The organism is Streptomyces sp. NPDC054834, assembly GCF_053611185.1.
The window spans coordinates 49,929-70,760 of the sequence record NZ_JBSGZV010000022.1 but is presented as its reverse complement, the minus strand read 5'-3'; the positions used below and the strand labels follow the sequence as shown (position 1 = coordinate 70,760).

General features: G+C 71.5%; 19 protein-coding genes. 11 read left to right on the top strand and 8 right to left on the bottom strand.

The features are described from left to right. Positions 1–56 precede the first annotated feature (56 nt). The 5 genes from ACWGJM_RS27140 to ACWGJM_RS27120 all read left to right on the top strand — a co-directional run bounded on the left by ACWGJM_RS27140 (position 57) and on the right by ACWGJM_RS27120 (position 4,942). Entirely contained in the window at positions 57–830 is a 774-nt protein-coding gene (locus tag ACWGJM_RS27140; protein ID WP_453414326.1) for an MHYT domain-containing protein, read from the top strand. A 51-nt stretch (positions 831–881) separates the two neighbouring features. Further along, entirely contained in the window at positions 882–3,395 is a 2,514-nt protein-coding gene (locus ACWGJM_RS27135) for a sensor histidine kinase (RefSeq protein ID WP_453414325.1), read from the top strand. Then, a complete protein-coding gene (locus ACWGJM_RS27130; RefSeq protein WP_453414324.1) occupies positions 3,392–3,829 on the top strand; it encodes a roadblock/LC7 domain-containing protein in 438 nt (145 codons plus the stop codon). The genes ACWGJM_RS27135 and ACWGJM_RS27130 overlap by 4 nt, the downstream gene beginning before the upstream one ends. Positions 3,830–3,851: 22 nt before the next feature. Continuing rightward, complete coding sequence (locus tag ACWGJM_RS27125; protein ID WP_453414323.1) at positions 3,852–4,265, top strand: DUF742 domain-containing protein; 414 nt, start codon at positions 3,852–3,854, stop codon at positions 4,263–4,265. A 71-nt stretch (positions 4,266–4,336) separates the two neighbouring features. Then, the gene (locus ACWGJM_RS27120) at positions 4,337–4,942 is read left to right on the top strand and encodes a GTP-binding protein (RefSeq protein ID WP_453414322.1); all 606 of its coding nucleotides are present in this window, start codon (positions 4,337–4,339) and stop codon (positions 4,940–4,942) included. A gap of 16 nt (positions 4,943–4,958) precedes the next feature. On the opposite strand, the gene ACWGJM_RS27115 is transcribed toward ACWGJM_RS27120, so the two are convergent. Further along, entirely contained in the window at positions 4,959–5,387 is a 429-nt protein-coding gene (locus ACWGJM_RS27115; RefSeq protein WP_361435936.1) for a PPOX class F420-dependent oxidoreductase, read from the bottom strand. A gap of 94 nt (positions 5,388–5,481) precedes the next feature. On the opposite strand from ACWGJM_RS27115, the gene ACWGJM_RS27110 reads away from it, so the two are divergent. Then, the gene (locus ACWGJM_RS27110) at positions 5,482–5,895 is read left to right on the top strand and encodes a roadblock/LC7 domain-containing protein (protein WP_132854825.1); all 414 of its coding nucleotides are present in this window, start codon (positions 5,482–5,484) and stop codon (positions 5,893–5,895) included. Positions 5,896–6,021: 126 nt separating this feature from the next. Continuing rightward, positions 6,022–6,996, top strand: coding sequence for a DUF6397 family protein (locus tag ACWGJM_RS27105; protein WP_453414321.1), 975 nt, complete (start codon positions 6,022–6,024; stop codon positions 6,994–6,996). 7 nt (positions 6,997–7,003) lie between these two features. Here the strand turns inward: ACWGJM_RS27105 and ACWGJM_RS27100 are convergent, their stop codons facing one another. Next, positions 7,004–7,888, bottom strand: coding sequence for an acyl-CoA thioesterase (locus ACWGJM_RS27100; RefSeq protein ID WP_453414320.1), 885 nt, complete (start codon positions 7,886–7,888; stop codon positions 7,004–7,006). A gap of 19 nt (positions 7,889–7,907) precedes the next feature. Then, positions 7,908–10,421 carry a DEAD/DEAH box helicase gene (locus ACWGJM_RS27095; RefSeq protein WP_453414319.1) on the bottom strand — a complete coding sequence of 838 codons (2,514 nt, stop codon included), beginning with the start codon at positions 10,419–10,421 and terminating at the stop codon, positions 7,908–7,910. A 145-nt stretch (positions 10,422–10,566) separates the two neighbouring features. On the opposite strand from ACWGJM_RS27095, the gene ACWGJM_RS27090 reads away from it, so the two are divergent. Further along, on the top strand, positions 10,567–11,361 hold the full coding sequence (locus tag ACWGJM_RS27090) for a metal-dependent hydrolase (protein WP_453414318.1): 795 nt from the start codon (positions 10,567–10,569) through the stop codon (positions 11,359–11,361). A 41-nt stretch (positions 11,362–11,402) separates the two neighbouring features. Here the strand turns inward: ACWGJM_RS27090 and ACWGJM_RS27085 are convergent, their stop codons facing one another. The 4 genes from ACWGJM_RS27085 to ACWGJM_RS27070 form a co-directional block, all read right to left on the bottom strand. Beyond that, positions 11,403–11,699: a type B 50S ribosomal protein L31 gene (locus ACWGJM_RS27085; RefSeq protein WP_453414317.1), complete on the bottom strand. Its 297-nt coding sequence runs from the start codon at positions 11,697–11,699 to the stop codon at positions 11,403–11,405. Between the two features lie 45 nt (positions 11,700–11,744). After that, positions 11,745–12,212 carry a DUF5709 domain-containing protein gene (locus ACWGJM_RS27080; RefSeq protein ID WP_453414316.1) on the bottom strand — a complete coding sequence of 156 codons (468 nt, stop codon included), beginning with the start codon at positions 12,210–12,212 and terminating at the stop codon, positions 11,745–11,747. 285 nt (positions 12,213–12,497) lie between these two features. Continuing rightward, positions 12,498–14,279, bottom strand: a complete 1,782-nt coding sequence (locus ACWGJM_RS27075) for an ABC transporter ATP-binding protein (RefSeq protein WP_453414315.1) — start codon at positions 14,277–14,279, stop codon at positions 12,498–12,500. Further along, complete coding sequence (locus ACWGJM_RS27070) at positions 14,276–16,087, bottom strand: ABC transporter transmembrane domain-containing protein (RefSeq protein ID WP_453414314.1); 1,812 nt, start codon at positions 16,085–16,087, stop codon at positions 14,276–14,278. The genes ACWGJM_RS27075 and ACWGJM_RS27070 overlap by 4 nt, the downstream gene beginning before the upstream one ends. 173 nt (positions 16,088–16,260) lie before the next feature. Between ACWGJM_RS27070 and ACWGJM_RS27065 the strand changes: the two genes are divergently transcribed. From ACWGJM_RS27065 to ACWGJM_RS27055, 3 genes are all read left to right on the top strand, one after another. Continuing rightward, positions 16,261–17,016: a L,D-transpeptidase family protein gene (locus tag ACWGJM_RS27065; protein ID WP_453414313.1), complete on the top strand. Its 756-nt coding sequence runs from the start codon at positions 16,261–16,263 to the stop codon at positions 17,014–17,016. Positions 17,017–17,067: 51 nt separating this feature from the next. After that, the gene (locus tag ACWGJM_RS27060) at positions 17,068–18,672 is read left to right on the top strand and encodes a peptide-N4-asparagine amidase (RefSeq protein WP_453414312.1); all 1,605 of its coding nucleotides are present in this window, start codon (positions 17,068–17,070) and stop codon (positions 18,670–18,672) included. A gap of 181 nt (positions 18,673–18,853) precedes the next feature. Further along, positions 18,854–20,230 carry a cation:dicarboxylate symporter family transporter gene (locus ACWGJM_RS27055; RefSeq protein WP_453414311.1) on the top strand — a complete coding sequence of 459 codons (1,377 nt, stop codon included), beginning with the start codon at positions 18,854–18,856 and terminating at the stop codon, positions 20,228–20,230. Between the two features lie 80 nt (positions 20,231–20,310). Here ACWGJM_RS27055 and ACWGJM_RS27050 read toward each other — a convergent pair whose 3' ends face one another. After that, on the bottom strand, positions 20,311–20,760 hold the full coding sequence (locus tag ACWGJM_RS27050; RefSeq protein ID WP_453414310.1) for a MarR family winged helix-turn-helix transcriptional regulator: 450 nt from the start codon (positions 20,758–20,760) through the stop codon (positions 20,311–20,313). Positions 20,761–20,832: the final 72 nt, after the last annotated feature.

The window sequence follows — 20,832 nt, the reverse complement described above, 5'->3', positions numbered from 1 at the left end:
ACCTTTCGAAATGCGCCCCCTTTGTACGCCCCTGCCGGGGCTAGCGTCCCGGGGCCATGGGACACCTGGACCACGCCTCCCTGGGTTGGCTGACCCCCGCGCTGTCGTACGTGATGGCCTGCATCGGCGCCGCCCTGGGACTGCGCTGCACCGTCCGCGCGCTCGGCACCACCGGACGGGCGCGCCGCAACTGGCTCGTCACCGCGGCCTCCGCGATCGGTACCGGCATCTGGACCATGCACTTCGTGGCCATGCTCGGCTTCAGCGTCAGCGGCACCGACATCCGCTACGACGTGCCGCTGACCATCCTCAGCCTCCTCGTCGCCATGGTCGTCGTCTGCGCCGGCGTCTTCGCCGTCGGCTACAGCCGCGATCGCACCCGCGCCCTCCTGCTCGGCGGCCTCACCACCGGGCTGGGCGTGGCGAGCATGCACTACCTCGGCATGGCCGCGGCGCGGCTGCACGGTGACGTGACCTACGACCCGGTACTCGTCGGGGTCTCGGTCCTGATCGCCGTGGTCGCCGCGACCGCGGCCCTGTGGGCCGGTCTCAACATCAAGTCGCCCATCGCGGTCACCGTCGCCTCGCTCGTCATGGGAGCGGCCGTCAGCAGCATGCACTACACCGGCATGTTCGCGGTCCGCGTGCACGTCACCCCCTCCGGCGAGGTCCTGCCCGGGGCCACGGCGATGCAGTTCATCTTCCCCCTCGCCGTCGGCCTCGGGTCCTACCTGTTCATCACCTCGGCCTTCGTCGCCCTCTCACCGACCGCGGGGGAACGCGAGGCGTCCGCCTCCGCGCAGCGTCCAGTGCAGAACCCGGCCGGCTGACCGGCCTCCCGCCACAGAGCGTGCCACGATCCACTTCCGAGCGAGAAGGCCATGCGTACACCCCGTAGGACCACCCCAGGCGCTCAGACGCCGTCCCCGCCGCCCGCGCGCGGCCGTCGCGCCCATGCCGGGCGACCCGCCGAGGAGGACCCCGACGACCCGCCCGGCCAGGCCCCGGACGGCACCCCCACGCGCGCGGGGCGCCGGTGGCTCCGGCCCCGGACCGTACGGGCCAAGGTCGTCTGCCTGCTGATGGTGCCCGTCGTCTCCCTGCTCGCCCTGTGGGCGTACGCCACCGTCAGCACCGCCCAGGACGTGTCACGACTGCGCCAGTCACAGCGCGTGGACGCCGAACTGCGCACCCCGCTCGCGGACGCCGTCACCGCCCTCCAGGCCGAGCGCGCGGCCGCCGTGCGGTACGCGACCGATCCGGCCGCCGGACAGGGCGGCGACCTGCGGACCCTCGCCGCCCGCACCGACCGGTCCGTGGCCCGGCTGCGGCTCGGCGACGACAACACTGTCGCGGACAGCGAGGAGCTGCCCTCCGGTGTCGCACAGCGCTTGGACGCCTTCGTCACCGGGGCCGAGCACCTGCGCACGCTGCGCACGGCGGTGCTCGACCGGCGCGCCGGCTGGGAGGAGGCGTACGGGCAGTACACGCGGACCATCAGCACCGCCTTCAGGGTGGACGGCGCCCTCACCGGCATCCAGCAGGCCGACCTGGGCTCCGACGCGCGCGTACTCCTCGAGTTCTCCCGCGCGCAGGAGGCACTGGCACAGGAGGACGTCGTGCTCGCCGGCGCCCGTCTCGCGGGCGGTCTCGCGGGCGAACGACTGCGGCTGTTCGCCGGCGCCGTCGACACGCGCCGCACGCTCACCGACACCGCCGTCGCCGATCTGCCCGACGCCCAGCGTGCCGCCTGGCAGAACCTCGCCGCGAGCGGCGCCTACACCGGCGTCGGCAGCCTCGAGGACAAGGCCCTCGCCGCCGACCCGGGCGCCCGCGCGGTCGACGCGGCCCCGGCAGCCGACTGGGAGACCGCCCACGCGCGCGTGCGGGACGGAATGCGGGCCATCGGAACTGACGCCGCGAGCACCGTCGCGGGCCGGGCCGACCCGTACAGCCGCGGCCTCCTCACCCCGGCCGGCGCCGCCGTCCTCTTCGGCCTCGCCGCCGTCGCCGCCTCGCTCGTCATCTCCGTACGCATCGGACGCGCCCTCGTGGTCGAGCTGGTCAGCCTGCGCAACGGAGCACTGGAGATCGCCCGCCGCAAACTTCCCGAGGCGATGCGGAGACTGCGCGCCGGAGAGGACATCGACATCCGGACCGAGGCCCCTCCGGAGCCGCCCGCCGAGGACGAGACCGGCCAGGTCGCCGAGGCCCTCAGAACAGTGCACCGCGCCGCCCTGCGCGCCGCCGTGGAGCGCGCCGAACTCGCCAGCGGCATCTCCGGGGTCTTCGTCAACCTCGCCCGCCGCAGCCAGGTCCTGGTGCACCGCCAACTGAGCTTGCTGGACAGCATGGAACGCCGCTCGGACGACCCGGGCGAACTCGGCGACCTCTTCCGACTCGACCACCTCACCACCCGCATGCGCCGCCACGCGGAAAGCCTGATCATCCTCTCCGGCGCGGCCCCCGGACGGGCCTGGCGCATGCCCGTCTCCCTCACCAACGTCGTGCGCGCGGCCGTCTCCGAAGTCGAGGACTACGCGCGCGTGGAGGTGAGACAGCTCCCCGAGGCATCCGTCGTCGGCGCAGCCGTCGCCGACCTCACCCATCTGGTGGCCGAACTCGTCGAGAACGCCGCCCAGTTCTCCCCACCCCACACGCGCGTACGGGTCACCGGCGAACCCGTCGGCAACGGCTACGCCCTGGAGATCGAGGACCGTGGCCTGGGCATGGGCCCCGAGACACTCGCCGAGGCCAACCGGCGCATCGAGCAGTCCGAGGCGCTCGACCTGTTCGACAGCGACCGCCTGGGCCTCTTCGTGGTCAGCAGGCTCGCCGGGCGCCACGGCATCAAAGTGCACTTGCGCACCTCCCCCTACGGCGGCACCACCGCCGTGGTCCTGGTGCCCACCGCCCTGCTGCACAGCGGCGCCGCGGGAGCCGTCAACCGCTCGGCGGCGGACCCGGAACGGGCCGGGCACCCGGCGTACGCGCGCGTGTCCGGCGCACCCCAGAAGGCTGTGGTCACGTCCGCCGACCGGCCCGCTCTCGCGGCCACCGGCCGGCCCTCGGCAGCACCCGCGCCCGAAACCCCACCCCCGGGAGTCACCACCTTGCGGCTGCACCGCCCCCCGAACGACTCCGAGGGCTCCGACGGCCTCCCGCGCCGGATACGGCAGGCGAGTCTGGCGCCCCAACTGCGCGAACACCGCCCCGAGAAGTCGTCTCCGGCACCGGACGCGCACAGCGACGACCGGCGCACCCCCGAACTGGTGCGGGACCGCATGGCGGCCTACCGCGACGGCTGGACGCGCGGCGGCGGCAGGCGACCCGGCCGCGGCGCCACCCCTGATCCCGAAGCGGGCAGCGACAGCAGTGAAGGAGACCCTGCATGATCCAGGACCCGAGCATGAGGGCCGCTCAGCGATCCGGCGAACTCGACTGGCTGCTGGACGACCTGGTGACCCGCGTGGGCGACGTACGGCACGCGGTGGTGCTGTCCAACGACGGCCTGGCCGTGGGCGCCTCCACCGGCCTCGAGCGCGCGGACGCCGAGCACCTCGCCGCAGTCGCCTCCGGCTTCCACAGCCTCGCCAAGGGCACCGGGCGGCACTTCGGAGTCGGCGGGGTGCGCCAGACCATGGTGGAGATGGACGACGCCTTCCTCTTCGTGGCCGCCGCCGGAGACGGTTCCTGCCTCGCCGTCCTCACCGCGGTCACGGCCGACATCGGACTCGTCGCGTACGAGATGGCACGGCTGGTCAGGCGCGTCGGCGAACACCTCTACACGGCACCCCGGGTCGCCGCGCGGCCGCCTGCCGCCGGATGAACCGAGAGGGTGGTCGGCACAGATGACCGAGAACACCACAGACGCCCCGCGGGAGCAGGGCAGCCAGTGGTACGACGGCGAGGCCGGACCTCTCGTCCGTCCCTACGCCATGACAGGCGGCCGCACCAGGTCCGGCCCCACCGGAGTGCGCTTCGACCTGATCGCACTCGTCACGTTCGACCCCGGCGGCCTTCCCGCGGACGGTGACCCCGCGCTCGGCCCCGAGCACCACACGCTCGTCGACCTGTGCCGCACGGAGACGCAGTCGGTCGCCGAACTGGCCGCAGGCGCGGACCTTGCCGTGGGCGTGATCAGGGTGCTGCTGGGCGACCTGCTGGACCTGGGCTGCGTCACGATCAGCCGCCCGGTACCGCCGGCGCAGCTACCCGACGAACGCATTCTGCGCGAGGTCATCGCGGGATTGCGAGCGCTGTAGATGACAGTTCACCACCCACCGGACCCACGCCGCGCCGCCGGCCGCGACTCCCACCCCCGAGAGAAGTGATCATGGTCTCCGAGCACCCCGACGCCACGGACGACGAGACGTCCGCCCTGGCGCTGAAGATTCTGGTCGCCGGCGGATTCGGCGTGGGCAAGACCACCCTGGTCGGCGCGGTCAGTGAGATCCGCCCGCTGCGCACCGAGGAACTGCTCAGCGAGGCCGGGCAATTGGTCGACGACACCGACGGCGTGGACCAGAAGGTCACCACCACCGTGGCCATGGACTTCGGCCGCATCACCATCCGCTCCGGCCTGTCCCTGTACCTCTTCGGCACACCGGGCCAGGACCGCTTCTGGTTCCTGTGGGACGAACTGTCACAGGGCGCCCTCGGAGCGGTGGTCCTGGCGGACACCCGGCGGCTGGAGGACTGCTTCCCGGCCGTGGACTACTTCGAGCACCGGCACATCCCGTTCGTCGTGGCCGTCAACTGCTTCGCCGGCGCCCGCGCCTACGGTGCCCACGACGTCTGCCGCGCCCTCGACCTCGACCAGGGCACGCCCGTGGTTCTCTGTGACGCCCGCGACCGGGACTCGGGAAAGGAGGTGCTGATCCGGCTCGTCGAGTATGCCGGGCGGATGCACACCGCCCGGCTGCTCGACTCGGTGGGCTGACCCGCCGATGGCGGTCTCAGCCCGCCAGGTCCTTCACCGCCACCACGTGGTCCACGGTGACGCGGACCAGGAGCTCGCCCGGAACGCCGTTACGGGCGCCGAACTCCTCGGCGCGTTCCTCACCCATGTACCGTGCGGCGATCCGGGTCGCCCAGTCCCGGACCTCGCCGAGGTCCTCGGACAGCCGGGCTCGGCCGCTCAGCGTCACGAAGTGGAAAGGCGGCCGGTCGTCGTCCACGCAGAGCGCGACGCGCCCGTCACGGGCCAGACTGCGCCCCTTCACGGTCTCTTTGCCCGTGTTGAAGACCACTTCGTCGCCGTCCAGCAGGAACCAGATCGGCGCCACGTGCGGGCTGCCGTCGGCGCGCACAGTGGACAGTTTGCCGGTGCGGGTGCCCTCCGAGACGAACGCCCGCCATTCCTCATCGGTCATCTTCTGTGCCATGCCCCCATCCTCCTTGCCCGGACGGCGGTCGTGGGGAAGGCTGGCGGGAAGTTCCTCCAGCCAGGGGGAGACGTCACACGGGGAGAGACGGAAGATGGCGCAGAACCAGGGACTCGGGTGGCTCCTGGACGACCTGACCGGGCGCGTGGAACAGGTACGGCACGCGCTGGTCCTGTCGAACGACGGTCTGGTGACGGGCGCGAGCACCGGCCTCCGCCGCGAGGACGCGGAGCACCTCGCCGCCGTCGCGTCCGGACTGCACAGCCTGGCCAAGGGTTCGGGACGCCACTTCGGCGCGGGCAGAGTCCGCCAGACGATGATCGAGTACGACGACGCCGTACTGTTCGTCACCGCCGCGGGCAGCGGCAGCTGCCTGTGCGTGCTCAGCGGCGCGGAGGCCGACATCGGCCAGATCGCCTACGAGATGACCCTGCTCGTCAACCGCGTCGGCGAGCACCTCGGCGTGGACGCCCGACAGCCCGGGCGTGAACCCAAAGAAGACCTCTGACCTGCGAGTTCGTTGCCCCGTACGGAGTTATCCACAGGCTTGCCCGGAAATTCGCCGGACCGGCTACGGTTTTTTTCACGGCGAGCGCGGACGGCGTGAGCCACCGACTCCACGGGGGAGACGACCATGTCGGGCAACACCATCGAGGCACCACGTGACCAAGCACCACGTCACCTGACCTGCACGCCGAGCCGCGCCGCTCGCGAACTCGGCCTCAAACGAGGTGAATTCGATCTCGCGGTACACCTCGGACGGATCCGTACCGTGCCCGACGAGGGCGGAGGCGGGGGCCGCCGCGTCGACCGGGCCGAGATCGAGCGCCTGCGAGGGCAGGACGGATTCCCGGAATCGTTCCGGGAGAGCGTCAGGGTCGTGGGCACCACAGAGGGCGCGGCGCTGATGGAGGTGTCGGCCGCCAGATTCACCCGGCTCGCGCGCCTCGGCCTGGTGGTACCGGTCAAGTTCTATCTGAACCGGTACCGCGCCGTGGTGTGGCTCTATCTGGCGGAGGAACTGCGGAAGTTCGCGGCGGACGAGCGGAACGCCCGCCTGCTGACCGGCCGTACCCCTCAGGCTCTGCGCGACCGACTGGGGGAGGGGCTGGACCTGCGGGCCCGCACCTGGCGCGGACGCCACCTCGGATTCCTGCTGCGACAGGCCGACGATCCGTGGGAGCGCGCCGGGACCGTGGCCGCCTTCCTCGACCCCGTGCACATCTCGGACGTGGTCAAGGACCCCTACGAACGGGCCCATGTGAACCGGTTCCGTCCGGGGCCGCCCGCCCACGGCACCCCGGGCTCGCCGTCGGCGGATCTCGCCGAGCGGATCATGACTGCGGACGACCCCGACGAGGTCGGCTGGCTCCGCGGCGATCTGGCGCAGACGGTCGACGAGGCCCGCGCCCACCGGCCCGCCCCGCGCCCGGCGCCGCGCGAGTCCCTGCCCGCACGGCCCCCGGCCCTATCCGCATCACATCCGGGCCCGACAGCACCGCACTCGCCCCCACCCACGCCCGCACCGCACGCGGCGTGCTCGACGAAGGCCTCACGCGGACTACGGGGCTGGCTGCGCCGCAGAAACCCCAGGCCCGCGGAGCACTGAGCGGCGGCTACCTCGGCGACAGCGACTGCAAGGACCTGAACAGTCCTTCCTGGACGACCGACACGAGCAGACGCCCGTGCAGGTCGTAGATCCGCCCGCGGGCCAGACCACGACCCCCTATCGCGATCGGGGACTCCTGGTCGTACAGGAACCACTCGTCCGCGCGGAACGGCCGGTGGAACCACATCGCGTGGTCCAGCGAGGCCATGTCGAAGTTGCGTGTGCCCCACAGCGGCTCGACGGGAATGCGGACCGCGTCCAGGAGGGTCATGTCGCTGGCGTAGGTGAGCGCACAGGTGTGCACCAGCGGGTCGTCGCCCAGCGGGCCGACCGCCCGCATCCACACCGCGCTACGCGGCTCGGCGCCCTCGATCTCCTCGGCGTGCCAGCGCAGCCCGTCGGCGTAACGGATGTCGAAGGGCTGGCGGCGCGCCATCCGCTCCAGCTGTTCGGGCAGAGCGCCCAGGTGCTTGCGGATCTCCTCCGTGACCGTCGGCAGGGATTCCGGGTGCGGCACCTCGCGGGCCGGCGGCAGCTGGTGCTCGAACGGTCCTTCCTCAGGCTTGTGAAAGGAGGCGGTCAGATTGAAGATCGTGCGGCCCTGTTGCACGGCGGTGACCCGGCGCGTCGTGAACGACCGGCCGTCCCGGACCCGTTCCACCTGGTACACGATCGGCACGCCCGGGCGGCCCGGGCGCAGGAAGTACGCGTGCAGCGAGTGCACCGGACGGTCGCCGTCCGTGGTGCGCCCGGCGGCGACCAGCGCCTGTCCCGCCACCTGCCCGCCGAAGACCCGTTGCAGGGACTCCTGCGGGCTCAGCCCACGGAAGATGTTGACCTCGATCTGCTCCAGGTCGAGCAGGTCGACGAGTCTCTCGGCCGGGTTCGTCATGGGTGGGAGTCTCCTGCGCTCACAGCTGGCCGACGTCGGTGACGCGGACGACCGCACGGCCCTCCACGTCGGAGGCCGCGAGGTCGACCTCCGCGCTGATGCCCCAGTCGTGGTCGCCGTTGGGGTCGTCGAAGATCTGGCGGACACGCCAGAGTTTGCTCTGCGGCTCCTCCTGGATCACGAGCAGCTTCGGACCGCGGGCGTCGGGACCGGTACCGAGGTCGTCGTACTCGTCCCAGTACTTGTCCATCGCCTCGCCCCAGGCCTGCGCGTCCCAGCCGGCCTCGGCGTCCAGCTCGCCCAGTTCGTCGACCTGGTCGAGGGCGGCGAGTTCCACGCGGCGGAACATCGCGTTGCGGACCAGCACCCGGAAGGCACGCGCGTTGGTGGTGACCGGCTTGACCTCGTCGGCCTTCTCCTGAGCCTCCTCGGCGGTCATCTCCTCCGGGTTGGCCAACTGCTCCCACTCGTCCAGCAGGCTGGAATCGACCTGGCGCACCATCTCGCCGAGCCATTCGATCAGGTCCTGAAGGTCCTCCGACTTGAGGTCGTCCGGAATGGTGTGGTCCAAGGTCTTGTAGGCGCCGGCCAGGTAGCGCAGCACGATGCCCTCGGTGCGAGCCAGCTCGTAGAAGGACACCAACTCCGTGAAGGACATTGCCCGTTCGTACATGTCGCGGATCACGGACTTCGGCGACAGCGGATGGTCACCGACCCAGGGGTGGCTCTTGCGGTACGTGTTGTACGCGTGGAAGAGCAGCTCCTCCAAGGGCTTCGGGTAGGTGACGTCCTGGAGGCGCTCCATGCGCTCCTCGTACTCGACACCGTCCGCCTTCATCGCGGCCACGGCCTCGCCGCGCGCCTTGTTCTGCTGCGCGACGAGGATCTGGCGCGGGTCGTCCAGGGTGGACTCCACGACCGACACCATGTCGAGGGCGTAGGAGGGCGACTCCGGGTCCAGCAGCTCGAACGCGGCGAGCGCGAACGTGGACAGCGGCTGGCTGAGGGCGAAGTCCTGCTGGAGGTCGACCGTGAGGCGTACGATGCGGCCCGTGGGGTCCGGCTCGTCCAGCTTCTCGACGATGCCGCCGTCCAGCAGCGAGCGGTAGATCGCGATCGCCCGCCGGATGTGCCTGAGCTGCTGTTTGCGCGGCTCGTGGTTGTCCTCCAGGAGGTGGCGCATCGCCTTGAAGGCGTTGCCGGGCCGGGCGATCACCGACAGCAGCATCGTGTGCGTGACCCGGAAGCGGGAGGTCAGCGGCTCCGGCTCGGAGGCGATCAGCTTCTCGAAGGTGTTCTCCGTCCAGCCGACGAAGCCCTCCGGCGCCTTCTTGCGCACCACCTTGCGGCGCTTCTTCGGGTCGTCGCCCGCCTTGGCGAGTGCCTTCTCGTTCTCGATGACGTGCTCGGGCGCCTGCGCGACCACGAGCCCCGCCGTGTCGAAGCCGGCCCGGCCGGCCCGGCCCGCGATCTGGTGGAACTCACGGGCGCGCAGGGTGCGCACACGGCTGCCGTCGTACTTGGTCAGAGCCGTGAACAGCACCGTGCGGATGGGCACGTTCACGCCGACACCGAGAGTGTCCGTGCCGCAGATGACCTTCAGCAGACCGGCCTGTGCCAGCTTCTCCACCAGGCGCCGGTACTTGGGCAGCATGCCGGCGTGGTGTACGCCGATGCCATGGCGGACGTACCGGGAGAGGTTGCGGCCGAACTTCGTGGTGAAGCGGAAGTTGCCGATCAGCTCGGCGATCTGGTCCTTCTCCTCGCGCGAGCACATGTTGATGCTCATCAGCGCCTGCGCCCGCTCCACGGCCTGCGCCTGGGTGAAGTGCACGATGTACACCGGCGCCTGCCTGGTCTCCAGCAGGTCGGTGAGCGTCTCCGTGAGCGGGGTGAGCCTGTACTCGTAGGAGAGGGGGACCGGGCGGGTCGCCGAGCGGACCACCGACGTGGGGCGGCCGGTGCGGCGCGCGAGGTCCTTCTCGAAGAAGGAGACGTCGCCAAGTGTGGCCGACATCAGGACGAACTGCGCCTGCGGCAGTTCGAGCAGCGGGATCTGCCAGGCCCAGCCGCGGTCGCCCTCCGCGTAGAAGTGGAACTCGTCCATGACGACCTGGCCGACGTCCGCGTCCTTGCCGTCGCGCAGCGCGATGGAGGCGAGCACCTCGGCGGTGCAACAGATGACGGGCGCGTCGGCGTTCACAGAGGCGTCGCCGGTGAGCATGCCGACGTTCTCGGTGCCGAAGAGCTTGCACAGCTCGAAGAACTTCTCCGACACCAGTGCCTTGATCGGAGCTGTGTAGAAGGTGACCTCGTCCCGGGCCAGCGCGGCGAAGTGGGCACCTGCGGCGATCATGGACTTGCCCGAGCCGGTGGGCGTCGACACGATCACGTTCGCACCCGAGACCGCCTCGATCAGCGCCTCCTCCTGGTGGGGGTAGAGCGTGAGACCGCGCTCCTGGGCCCACGACTCGAAGGCTTCGTACAGGGCGTCGGGGTCGGCGGTCGGCGGCAGCTGATCGATGAGGGTCACGCACCCATCTTGCCTGGCCTCCCGGCCGATGGGGGAATCGGCTGCGAGCAGGAAGATCACGGCAGCTACGCTGTGTCGCCGACGGAGCGTCAATGCACCCGGTCAACTGGACAGCGGCACACGAGGAATGGGGCGGGCAACGGCCATGATGGGACCAGCACACTCACTGTCGGGGGCCGCCGCCTGGCTCGGCGTCGGAGCGGCAGCCGCCGCGGCGGGCCACCCGATGCCCTGGCCGGTGCTCCTGGTCGGCGCGCTGATCTGCGCCGGTGCCGCGCTCGCCCCCGACCTCGACCACAAGGCGGCCACCATCTCGCGTGCCTTCGGGCCGCTCTCCCGCTGGGTCTGCGAGATCGTGGACAAGCTGTCGTACGCCGTCTACAAGGCGACCAGAAAGCAGGGCGACCCGCGGCGCTCCGGCGGGCACCGGACGCTGACGCACACCTGGCTGTGGGCGGTCCTGATCGGCGGGGGCTGCTCGGCGGCGGCGATCACCGGGGGCCGGTGGGCGGTGCTGGCGATCCTGTTCGCGCACATGGTGCTGGCCATCGAGGGCCTGCTGTGGCGGGCGGCCCGCGGCTCGAGCAGCGATGTCCTGGTCTGGCTGCTGGCCGCGACCAGCGCGTGGATCCTGGCCGGCATCCTGGACAAGCCGGGCAACGGTTCCGACTGGCTGTTCACCGCGCCCGGGCAGGAGTACCTGTGGCTGGGGCTGCCCGTCGTGCTGGGGGCGCTGGTGCACGACATCGGGGACGCGCTGACCGTCTCCGGCTGCCCGATCCTGTGGCCGATCCCCGTGGGCCGCAAGCGCTGGTACCCGCTGGGGCCGCCGAAGGCGATGCGGTTCCGGGCGGGCAGCTGGGTCGAGCTCAAGGTGCTGATGCCGGTGTTCATGCTGCTCGGCGGGGTGGGCTGCGCGGCGGCGCTCAACGTCATCTGAAGGGCTCAGGCCATCTGACGGGCTCAGGCCATCTGACGGGCTCAGGCCGGCTCGCCACCCTCGCCCGGAGCGGACCCGCCGGTGGACCCGGCGTCCGCCCCGCCGTACCGGCGCTCGAAACGCGCGACGCGTCCCTCGGTGTCGACCGTGCGGGCCTGGCCGGTGTAGAAGGGATGGCTCTCCGAGGAGATCTCCACGTCGACGACGGGGTAGGTCTCCCCGTCGTCCCATTCGATGGTCCGGTCGCTGGTCGCGGTGGACCGGGTCAGGAAGGCGTAGCCGGCGGCGCGGTCGCGGAAGACGACCGGGTGGTAGTCGGGGTGCTTGTCCTGCTGCATGGCGGCTCCTCGCGCGGGGCGGTCGGCGGGCGTGCTGCGTCGGGTTCAGCCGTAGGTGTCCTCGTCCACGATGTGCATCGCGGCCTCCTCGGCGGAGGCGGCCGCGCCGTCGATGCCGACGTCGGTGGCGACGAGGGCGGCCTCCTCGTCCTCGTGCGCCCCTTCGTCGGGGGCCACGAGACGGCCGGAGCGGAGGTCGCCGACCTCGTTGTCCAGGGGTTCGCCGTCGGTGTCCTCGACGTCGCCGATACCGTCGCCGTCAGGGGCGGCGAGGTCGGGCATCTCCTCGGCCAGGCGCTCGTCCAGGCTCTCGCCCTGCCGGCGCTCGCCCGCCGTCACGCCCGCGTGCTCCACCGCCCACGGTCGCTCGGGAGGGGACCAGCCGCGGTCCAGGGGATCGTCGACACCGTCGTCGACGAGTGTGTCCTCCGCGTCGAGCAGTCCCGCGTCGTCCTGAATCTCGGACGCATCGGGCTGGTATACGTCATCTCCCCATCCGTCGGTGTTGTTCACGGGTACCTCCAGCTGCTGGGCACGGCCCGTTCTCACCGCGTCCGGCGGCGGACCGCCGGGATGCGCGGCACAAGTGTTACCCGGCGCGAACCGGACGGTGACCGGACGGTTCCCGGGCGCTCCCCAAGCCGGTGCCAGTCTCCAGCCTTCCACCCCGGTTCGGCACCGCGCAACGGCACGGGGCCTGGCCCGAGAGTACATACCCCGGCCCCGGCCCCGCGTCGTCCGTCGGCAGCGCGCACGGCCCCTCTGACCCCGCCCCCGGCCGTACTGCCTCCCGCGAGATCACCCGTGCCAGGAACGCCACAGCGCCGCGTACGCGCCGTCCGCCCCGACCAGCTGATCGTGGCTGCCCAGCTCGCTGATGCGGCCGTTCTCCACGACGGCGATCACGTCGGCGTCGTGCGCGGTGTGCAGACGGTGGGCGATGGCGACCACCGTGCGGCCGTCGAGGACGCGGGCCAGGGAGCGTTCGAGATGCCGTGCCGCGCGCGGGTCCAGGAGCGAGGTCGCCTCGTCCAGGACCAGCGTGTGCGGGTCGGCCAGCACCAGCCGGGCCAGCGCGATCTGCTGGGCCTGGGCCGGGGTGAGCGCCAGCCCGCCCGAGCCGACCTCGGTGTCCAGGCCGTCGTCCAGCGCCCGCGCCCAGCCGTCGGCGTCGACCGCACCCAGGGCGGCCCACAGCTCGGCGTCGGTGGCGCCGGTGCTGGCCAGCAGGAGGTTGTCGCGCAGGGAGCCGACGAACACATGGTGCTCCTGGTTGACCAGGGCGACGTGCGAGCGAACCTGCTCGGCGGGCATCCGGGAGAGTTCCGCGCCGCCCAGGGTGATCCGGCCTTCCCGGGGAGCGTAGATGCCGGCGAGCAGCCTGCCGAGCGTGGACTTGCCGGCCCCCGAGGGACCCACGAGAGCCAGCCGGGTGCCGGGGGCGACCTCCAGCGACACCTCGCGCAGGACGTCGACGCCCTCGCGGTAGCCGAAGTGCACCCGGTCCGCCTGCACGTCGCGCCCGTCCGGGTCCGGCGCGGCGTCCCCGGCGGCCGGCTCGATGTCGCGCACGCCGACCAGGCGGGCCAGCGACACCTGGGCGACCTGCACCTCGTCGTACCAGCGCAGGATCAGGTTGACCGGGTCGACGAGCATCTGCGCGATGAGAGCGCCCGTGGTGAGCTGCCCCACCCCGATCCAGCCGTGCAGCACGAAGACCCCGCCGACCATGAGGACCGAGCCGAGGACCGTGACATGGGTGGCATTGATGACGGGGAAGAGCACGGACCGCAGCCAGAGGGTGTAGCGCTCCCAGGCCGTCCATTCCTTGATCCGGCGCTCCGACAGGGCGATGCGGCGCTCACCGAGGCGGTGGGCCTCGACGGTGCGGCCGGCGTCCACGGTCTCGGCGAGCGCGGCGGCCACGGCGGCGTACCCGGCGGCCTCCGAGCGGTAGCCGGACGGGGCCCGCTTGAAGTACCAGCGGCACCCCGCCACCAGCAGCGGCACGGCCAGCAGCACGGCGGCCGCCAGCGGCGGCGCGGTGACCACGAGCCCGCCGAGCAGCAGCGCCGCCCACACGACCCCGATCGCCAGCTGCGGTACCGCCTCGCGCATGGCGTTGGCGAGCCGGTCGATGTCCGTGGTGATACGGGAGAGCAGGTCGCCGGTGCCGGCCCGCTCCAGCACCCCCGGCGGCAGCCCGACCGACCGGACGAGGAAGTCCTCGCGCAGGTCGGCCAGCATCCGCTCACCGAGCATCGCCCCGCGCAGCCGTACTTCGCGTACGAACACCGCCTGGACGGTCAGCGCGAGCACGAACAGGCCGGTGGTCAGGCCCAGGTGCAGTTCGCGTGCCCCGTCGGAGACCCGCTCCACCAGTCCGCCCACCAGGTAGGGACCTGCCATGGAGGCCACCACGGCGACGGTGTTGACCGCGATCAGGATCCCGAAGGCACGGCGGTGCCGGCGGAACAGTTCGGCCACGTAGGCGCGTACGGTCGCCGAGGCGCCGACAGGCAGGGTGGTGGCCGTCGTCGGGGCCGCCGGGTCGTACGCCGGTGGCGCGACGCCGATCATGCGCTCTCCTCGATCTCTTCCAGCGCGCCCCGGAGGGCGGCGCGCTCGTCTTCCAGTGGTTCGGTCACGCGAGCCTCGTCGTCGGTCTCGCGGGTCACGACCGCCCGGTACCGGTGCTCGGTGTGCACCAGCTCGCGGTGCACACCGACCGCCACGACCTCGCCGTCGTGCACGAGGACGACCCGGTCCGCGCGGTCCAGGAGCAGTGGCGAGGACGTGAACACCACCGTCGTGCGGCCGGCCCGCAGCCCGCGCACCCCCTCCGCGATCCGTGCCTCCGTGTGCGAGTCGACGGCGGAGGTCGGCTCGTCCAGGACCAGTACCTCGGGGTCGGTGATCAGCGATCGGGCCAGCGCGAGCCGCTGGCGCTGGCCGCCCGAGAGCGAGCGACCGCGTTCGGTGATGCGGGCGTCCATCGGGTCGGTGGCGTCCAGCGATCCCTGGACGAGGGCCTCCAGGACATCTCCGCACTGCGCGGCGGCCAGCGCCGCCTCCGCCTCGACGGCACCGGACGCGGGCACGTCGAGCAGCTCGCGCAGCGAACCGGACAGCAGCACCGGGTCCTTGTCCTGCACGAGGACGGCGGTGCGGGCGCTGTCCAGGGGCAGCTCGTCCAGCGGCACCCCGCCGAGCAGCACCGAGGGGCCCGGCTCGGTGGCGTGTCCGCCCAGTCGTTCGGCGAGCCGCCCGGCCGCGTCCGGGTCCCCGCAGACCACGGCGGTCAGCCGGCCGGAGGGCGCGAGCAGACCGGTTTCCGGGTCGTACAGCTCACCGCCCGGCGTTTCCGCCGCGCGCGAGCCCCCGGCGTCCGTGGGGCGATCCAGGGACAGCACGCGCGCGGCCCGTTTGGCAGACGGGCGCGAGAAGGAGTACGCCATGGCGATCTCCTCGAAGTGCCGCAGCGGATAGGCGAGGATCATCACAGAGCTGTATGCGGTGACGAGTTCTCCGACGGTGATCCGGCCCGTGCGGGCCAGGTGGACGCCGTGCCAGACGACCGCGATCAGCAGCAGCCCGGGCAGCAGCACCTGGATCGCGGCGATCAGGGACCACATCCGGGCGCTGCGCACGGCCGCCCGCCGTACCTCCTGGGAGGCGCTGCGATAGCGGTCGAGGAACAGTTCCTCGCCGCCGATGCCGCGCAGCACGCGCAGGCCGGCCACGGTGTCCGAGGCGAGTTCGGTGGCCCGGCCCGCCTTCTCGCGCTGCACGTCGGCGCGCCGCGTCGCCCGGGGCAGCAGCGGCAGCACGGCGAGCGCCACCACGGGCAGCCCCACCGCGAGCACCACGCCGAGCTCGGGCTGGTAGACGAGCAGGGCGACGCAGACCACGACCACCGTCAGCGCGGCCGCGGTGAAGCGCGAGACCGCCTCCACGAACCAGCCGATCTTCTCCACGTCACCCGTGGAGACGGCCACCACCTCGCCGGCCGCGACCCGTCGGGTCAGCGCGGAGCCCAGCTGTGCGGCCTTGCGGGCCAGCAGCTGCTGGACGCGGGCGGCCGCCGTGATCCAGTTGGTGACGGCGGCCCGGTGCAGGAAGGTGTCGCCGACGGCGATGCCGGCGCCGCACAGCGCCATCAGCCCGCCGGTCAGGGCGAGGCGTGTGCCCGAGCGGTCGACGACGGCCTGCACGGCGAGTCCGACGCAGAAGGGAAGCGCGGAGACGGAGACGAAGTGCAGCAGGCCCCAGGCCAGCGACTTCATCTGCCCGCCCAACTGGTTCCGCCCGAGCCACCACAGGAATCGGGGACCCGAACGCGCGTCGGGTACGCCCGGGTCGGGATAGGGAAGGTCTTGAATCTGCATGGCGTATGACGTCCCAGTGGCTTGTGTCGGGGGAGTCCGGGGGAGACGGCAACAAACCGTGAAAGGTTCGCGTCGCAGCGTGGTCGAAAGCAAACGGTTTTCCAGGAGGGCGATGCGGGTGTGATGTCCGGAACCTTGCGCAATCAGCCGGTACGGAGTGTCACCATGGTCCGGTGCGGACGAACGGCGTGCGGCGCGCGACAGTCCTGGTGGCGGCGCTCGGAACCCTGCTGACAGCTCTGACCGCCCTGTCATCGTGTGGCTCGGCGGAAGACGGCGGAGCCCGGACCGCCGGAGATCGCGGAGCCCCCGCCCGGGACCGGCACGGCAGCCCCGCCGCTGGCCGCACCACCCGCATACCGGGCGTCGGCGACGGGCTGCACCGGCGGATCCCCGCGGCCTCCGGCCAGGTCCTGGTGGTCTACGGCCGGGGCAGGGACTCGGCCGAAGCCACGCTCGTGCTGTACACCAAGCGGGGCACCGGCTGGGAACGGACGCGCAGTTGGCCGGCGCACAACGGCAAGAAGGGCTGGACCGTCGACCACCACATGGGGGACAACCGCAGCCCCGTCGGCGTGTACACGCTCTCCGACGCGGGCGGCGTGCTCGACGACCCCGGTGCCGGACTGCCGTACACACGGGACGAGTCGTTCGCGGCCCCGCGCCAGTGGGACGAGTCGCACTGGCACGACTTCGACTACGTCATCGCCATCGACTACAACCGGGTCAGGGGCACCCCGCCGAACGACCCGACCCGTCCCGAGGGCGAACAGAAGGGCGGCGGCATCTGGCTGCACATGGACCACGGCAGTGGCACGTCGGCCTGCGTCAGCGTCTCGAAGGAGGCCATGGAGTACCTGCTGCGCACGCTCGACCCGGCCCGGCATCCCGTCATCGTCATGGGGGACCGGGCGGGCCTGAAGGCCTGATCCGCCCGGGCCTCATTGCGGCCGGGCCCAACTCCCCGTAGAACACCGGCCATGAGAAGCCGGATAGTCATGTCCATGCTCGCCGGGCTCACCCTCCTGGCGGGCGTCTTCCTGGGAGCGGCTCCCGCCCGGTCCGCCGACGTCCCCGCCGAGTTAGGCACCGACTGGCACGATCCCGTGACCGCCGCCCCGCCGGTCACCGCACCGCACACCAAGTCCTGCCGCGTCACCCTCGCCGAAGCACAGTTCCGGGACTTCACCCCGTACAAGGGCACCTACACGCCCCCCGAGGGATGCGGCGACCGCTGGAGCAAGGTCGTGCTGAGGCTCGACGGCAAGGTGAAGGGCCGTCAGTACGACCGGCTCGGCTATCTGCACGTCGGCGGCGTGGAGATCCTGCGCACGTCGACACCGGAGCCGTCGCCGGACGGCATCGAGTGGTCCGTGGAGAAGGACGTCACGCGTTACAGCTCCACCTTCCGCGACCCGAGGGACGTCGACATGCTCATCGGGAACGTCGTCGACGACACGTACACGGGCGTCATCGACGTCAAGGTCACGCTGACCTTCTACGCGGGCCGTCCCACCGCCACCGTCCCCGACCGCGTCCTCACCCTCACCGACACGGCCGCCGGGACCACCCTCACCACTCCGCGCAACAGCGAGCGCGTCGTCGCCGAGGTGTACGCCACCGGATCCGGCGGCGGCTGCGAGGAGTTCTGGTACCTCGCCGCGCCCGACCCGGCGCCGTACTCCTGCAAGGCGGCCGGGGGCCCCTACCGCGAGGTGCAGGTCAAGGTCGACGGCCAACTGGCGGGGATCGCCGCGCCGTTCCCGAACGTGTGGACCGGCGGCTGGTCCAACCCCTTCCTCTGGTACGTCATTCCGGGCCCGCGTGCCTTCGACGTCCGGCCGATCGAGTACGACCTCACCCCCTACGCGGGGATTCTCAACGACGGCCGCCCGCACCGCGTCGAGGTCTCGGTGGTCGGCGTCCCCGCGGGACAGACGGGCTGGAGTGCTCCCGTCAACGTCCTGGTCTGGCAGGACGCGGGCCGGGCGCACGTCACCGGCGGGCTCACGGTGCACAAGGAGGGTGAGGTCAGGAACTCCTCGACCTACACGCCCGGTTCGGAACACCGCGTGGACACCGACGCCGGCCACCGGCTCACCGTCGCCGGATACGTCGACACCTCGCACGGCCGCGTGAGGACCACCGTCAGCCGGACGCTGGCAAACACCTCCGCACACCGGTGGACGGAGGGCGAGACGACGGACGGACTCGACGTCACCTGGACGGACGACGAGTCGGTCACGATCGACGGACGCGGGCCCGCCCGGACGACGCACACGCACCGGACGTACACGATGAACGGCACCACCACGATCGGTGCCGACGACCGGCTGCGCACGGTGCTCACGCTCGGCGACCGGGCGGCGGTGGCCGAGACCCGCGGCGGCAGGCGCACGGTGTGGTCGCGGCTCGACGACAGGTACACCGGCGACGCCACGTACACCCTCGACGTCCCGCGCGACCAGCGCCACGCGGTCGGCACGACGAGCGAGCGCTACCGGCTCCACGGCTCGGGCGGCTGTTACGACCGCTCCCTGACGACCGTCCAGGGGGTGCTGACCGAGGACAACAGCCGTTGCTGAGCCGCGTGATGTGGGACGCGTCACCCCGGCGCGTGATTTACACGGGTGCAACACGGAGGTTTTCCAAGGGATCACCGAGTCTTCCAGAGTGGTCGTCACGGAATCGGCTTTCCGCATTGCAGAAGTCCTGTTGGAAGTGTCGTCGGACTTCTGGGTGTCGACGTCCCCCCTAGGAGTGCCCGTGCCGCAGTCCGTACCGTCCCTGCCGCGACGCGTCGCACGCATACTGCGTACCTCCCTCTTCGCGCAGGTCGCCTGCGCGCTCGTGCTCGGCATCGTCGTCGGAAAGCTGTGGCCGGACTCGGCCACGGCTTTCCAGCCGCTCGGCGACGGTTTCGTACGTCTGATCAAGGCGGTCATAGCGCCGCTGGTGTTCTGCGTGGTGGTCGTCGGCATCGCCAAGGCCGGTGATCTGAAGGCCTTCGGGCGGATCGGGCTCAAGGCCCTGATCTGGTTCGAGGTCGCGTCGACGGCCGCACTGCTCATCGGCCTGATCGCCGCCAACGTCGTCGGGCCCGGTTCCGGCATGCACGTCGATGCGTCGAAGCTCGACGCCTCCGCCCTCGACCAGCAGACCCAGGGCGGCGCGCTCCCCTCGACGACCGAGTTCGTCCTGGGCGCGCTGCCCAGTAGTTTCGTCGGCGCCTTCGCCGACAACGCCCTGCTCCAAGTCCTTGTCCTGGCCTGCCTGGTGGGCGCCGCGCTGCTGCACCTCGGCCACACCAGGGTGCCGCAGGTACTGCCCGCGATCGAACAGGTCCAGGAGGTCGTCTTCGCGGTCGTCGGCTTCATCATGCGGCTCGCCCCGCTGGCCGTGTTCGGCGCGATGGTCCACCTGGTGGGGCAGTACGGCCTCGGCGTGATCAAGACCTACGGCAAGCTCATCGTGCTGTGTTACGCCGTCGCCGCAGTGTTCCTCGTGCTGCTCGCCGTGGCACTGCGCCTGGTCAGCGGGCTGAGCCTGTGGAAGTTCGTGCGCTACACCAGTGCGGAGCTGCTGCTCGCGCTGGGCACCGCCTCCAGCGAGACCGTCATGCCGCGCATGATGCAGAAGCTGCGCCGAGCGGGCTGCCGGGACGACGCCGTGGGCCTGGTGCTGCCCACCGGCTACTCCTTCAACCTCGACGGCGCCTCCATCTACCTCTCCGTCGGCACCCTGTTCATCGCTCAGGCGGTGGGCGTCGACCTCGATCTCGGTCGGCAGATCACGGTCGTCCTGGTGCTGATGCTGACCAGCAAGGGCATGGCGGGGGTGCCCGGTTCGGCCTTCCTCGCACTGTCCGCGACCGCGAGCTCCCTCGGCGTCATCCCGGCCGGAGCGGTCGCCCTGCTGCTCGGTGTGGACCGCATCATGGACTCGATGCGCGTCACCACCAACCTGCTCGGCAACTGCGTCGCCGTCTTCGCGGTGTCCCGCTGGGAGGGCGCGCTGGACACCGAGCGTGCGAAGAAGGTACTGGACGGCGAGGACGTGTTCGTGCCGGAGGCGGCGCAGGAAGCGCCGAAGGCCGCGATCCCGGCCGCGGTCGCCAAGGAGCCCGCCCCCGAGGCAGGCTGAAGGGCCCCCGGCACACGGCGGCTCCCGCTCCGGCAGTACGGAGTGGGAGCCTCCGTCGTTTCATGCCACGCACGAGGCAGTCAGCAGCGCTTGACCGTCGACCCGTCGACCAGGATGTCCAGCAGATCGCCGAGCACCTCGCGCTGCTCGTGCGTGAGCGGCGCCAGAATTTCCCGCGCGGCCGACCGGCGCGCGCCGCGCAGCTCCTCGAGCGCCTTGCGGCCGGCCTCCGTCAGCTCTATCCGGGTCACCCGCCGGTTCGTCGGATCGGCCACCCGGCGCACCCTGCCGCTCGCCTCCAGCCCGTCGACCAGGGTGGTCACCGCGCGCGGCACCACCTCGAGGCGCTCGGCGAGGTCGGCCATCCGCGGCGGAGAGCCGTAGTGCGCCAGGGTGCGCAGCAGCCGCGACTGGGCCGGGGTGATGCCCAGGTCGCGCTGTTCCAGATGGTGCTTCTGGATGCGGTGCACCCGGCGCGTCAGCCGCAGCAACTGCTCGGCGAGCAGGCCCTCGGGATCGGGGGTGGTCATGCGGGAACAATATCAGGATGCCGTTCATTGTGAGTATAGGTAACAATGGCCTGAGATCCCTCAGCCGTCGTC

Excerpts from the sequence above, each read along its gene's own strand:
- ACWGJM_RS27105 (WP_453414321.1), top strand. The coding sequence starts at position 6,022 with ATGTCGGGCAACACCATCGAGGCACCACGTGACCAAGCACCACGTCAC.
- ACWGJM_RS27130 (WP_453414324.1), top strand. The coding sequence starts at position 3,392 with ATGATCCAGGACCCGAGCATGAGGGCCGCTCAGCGATCCGGCGAACTC.
- ACWGJM_RS27075 (WP_453414315.1), bottom strand. The coding sequence starts at position 14,279 with ATGATCGGCGTCGCGCCACCGGCGTACGACCCGGCGGCCCCGACGACG.
- ACWGJM_RS27140 (WP_453414326.1), top strand. The coding sequence starts at position 57 with ATGGGACACCTGGACCACGCCTCCCTGGGTTGGCTGACCCCCGCGCTG.
- ACWGJM_RS27110 (WP_132854825.1), top strand. The coding sequence starts at position 5,482 with ATGGCGCAGAACCAGGGACTCGGGTGGCTCCTGGACGACCTGACCGGG.
- ACWGJM_RS27070 (WP_453414314.1), bottom strand. The coding sequence starts at position 16,087 with ATGCAGATTCAAGACCTTCCCTATCCCGACCCGGGCGTACCCGACGCG.
- ACWGJM_RS27120 (WP_453414322.1), top strand. The coding sequence starts at position 4,337 with ATGGTCTCCGAGCACCCCGACGCCACGGACGACGAGACGTCCGCCCTG.
- ACWGJM_RS27135 (WP_453414325.1), top strand. The coding sequence starts at position 882 with ATGCGTACACCCCGTAGGACCACCCCAGGCGCTCAGACGCCGTCCCCG.
- ACWGJM_RS27125 (WP_453414323.1), top strand. The coding sequence starts at position 3,852 with ATGACCGAGAACACCACAGACGCCCCGCGGGAGCAGGGCAGCCAGTGG.
- ACWGJM_RS27090 (WP_453414318.1), top strand. The coding sequence starts at position 10,567 with ATGATGGGACCAGCACACTCACTGTCGGGGGCCGCCGCCTGGCTCGGC.
- ACWGJM_RS27050 (WP_453414310.1), bottom strand. The coding sequence starts at position 20,760 with ATGACCACCCCCGATCCCGAGGGCCTGCTCGCCGAGCAGTTGCTGCGG.
- ACWGJM_RS27060 (WP_453414312.1), top strand. The coding sequence starts at position 17,068 with ATGAGAAGCCGGATAGTCATGTCCATGCTCGCCGGGCTCACCCTCCTG.
- ACWGJM_RS27100 (WP_453414320.1), bottom strand. The coding sequence starts at position 7,888 with ATGACGAACCCGGCCGAGAGACTCGTCGACCTGCTCGACCTGGAGCAG.
- ACWGJM_RS27115 (WP_361435936.1), bottom strand. The coding sequence starts at position 5,387 with ATGGCACAGAAGATGACCGATGAGGAATGGCGGGCGTTCGTCTCGGAG.
- ACWGJM_RS27085 (WP_453414317.1), bottom strand. The coding sequence starts at position 11,699 with ATGCAGCAGGACAAGCACCCCGACTACCACCCGGTCGTCTTCCGCGAC.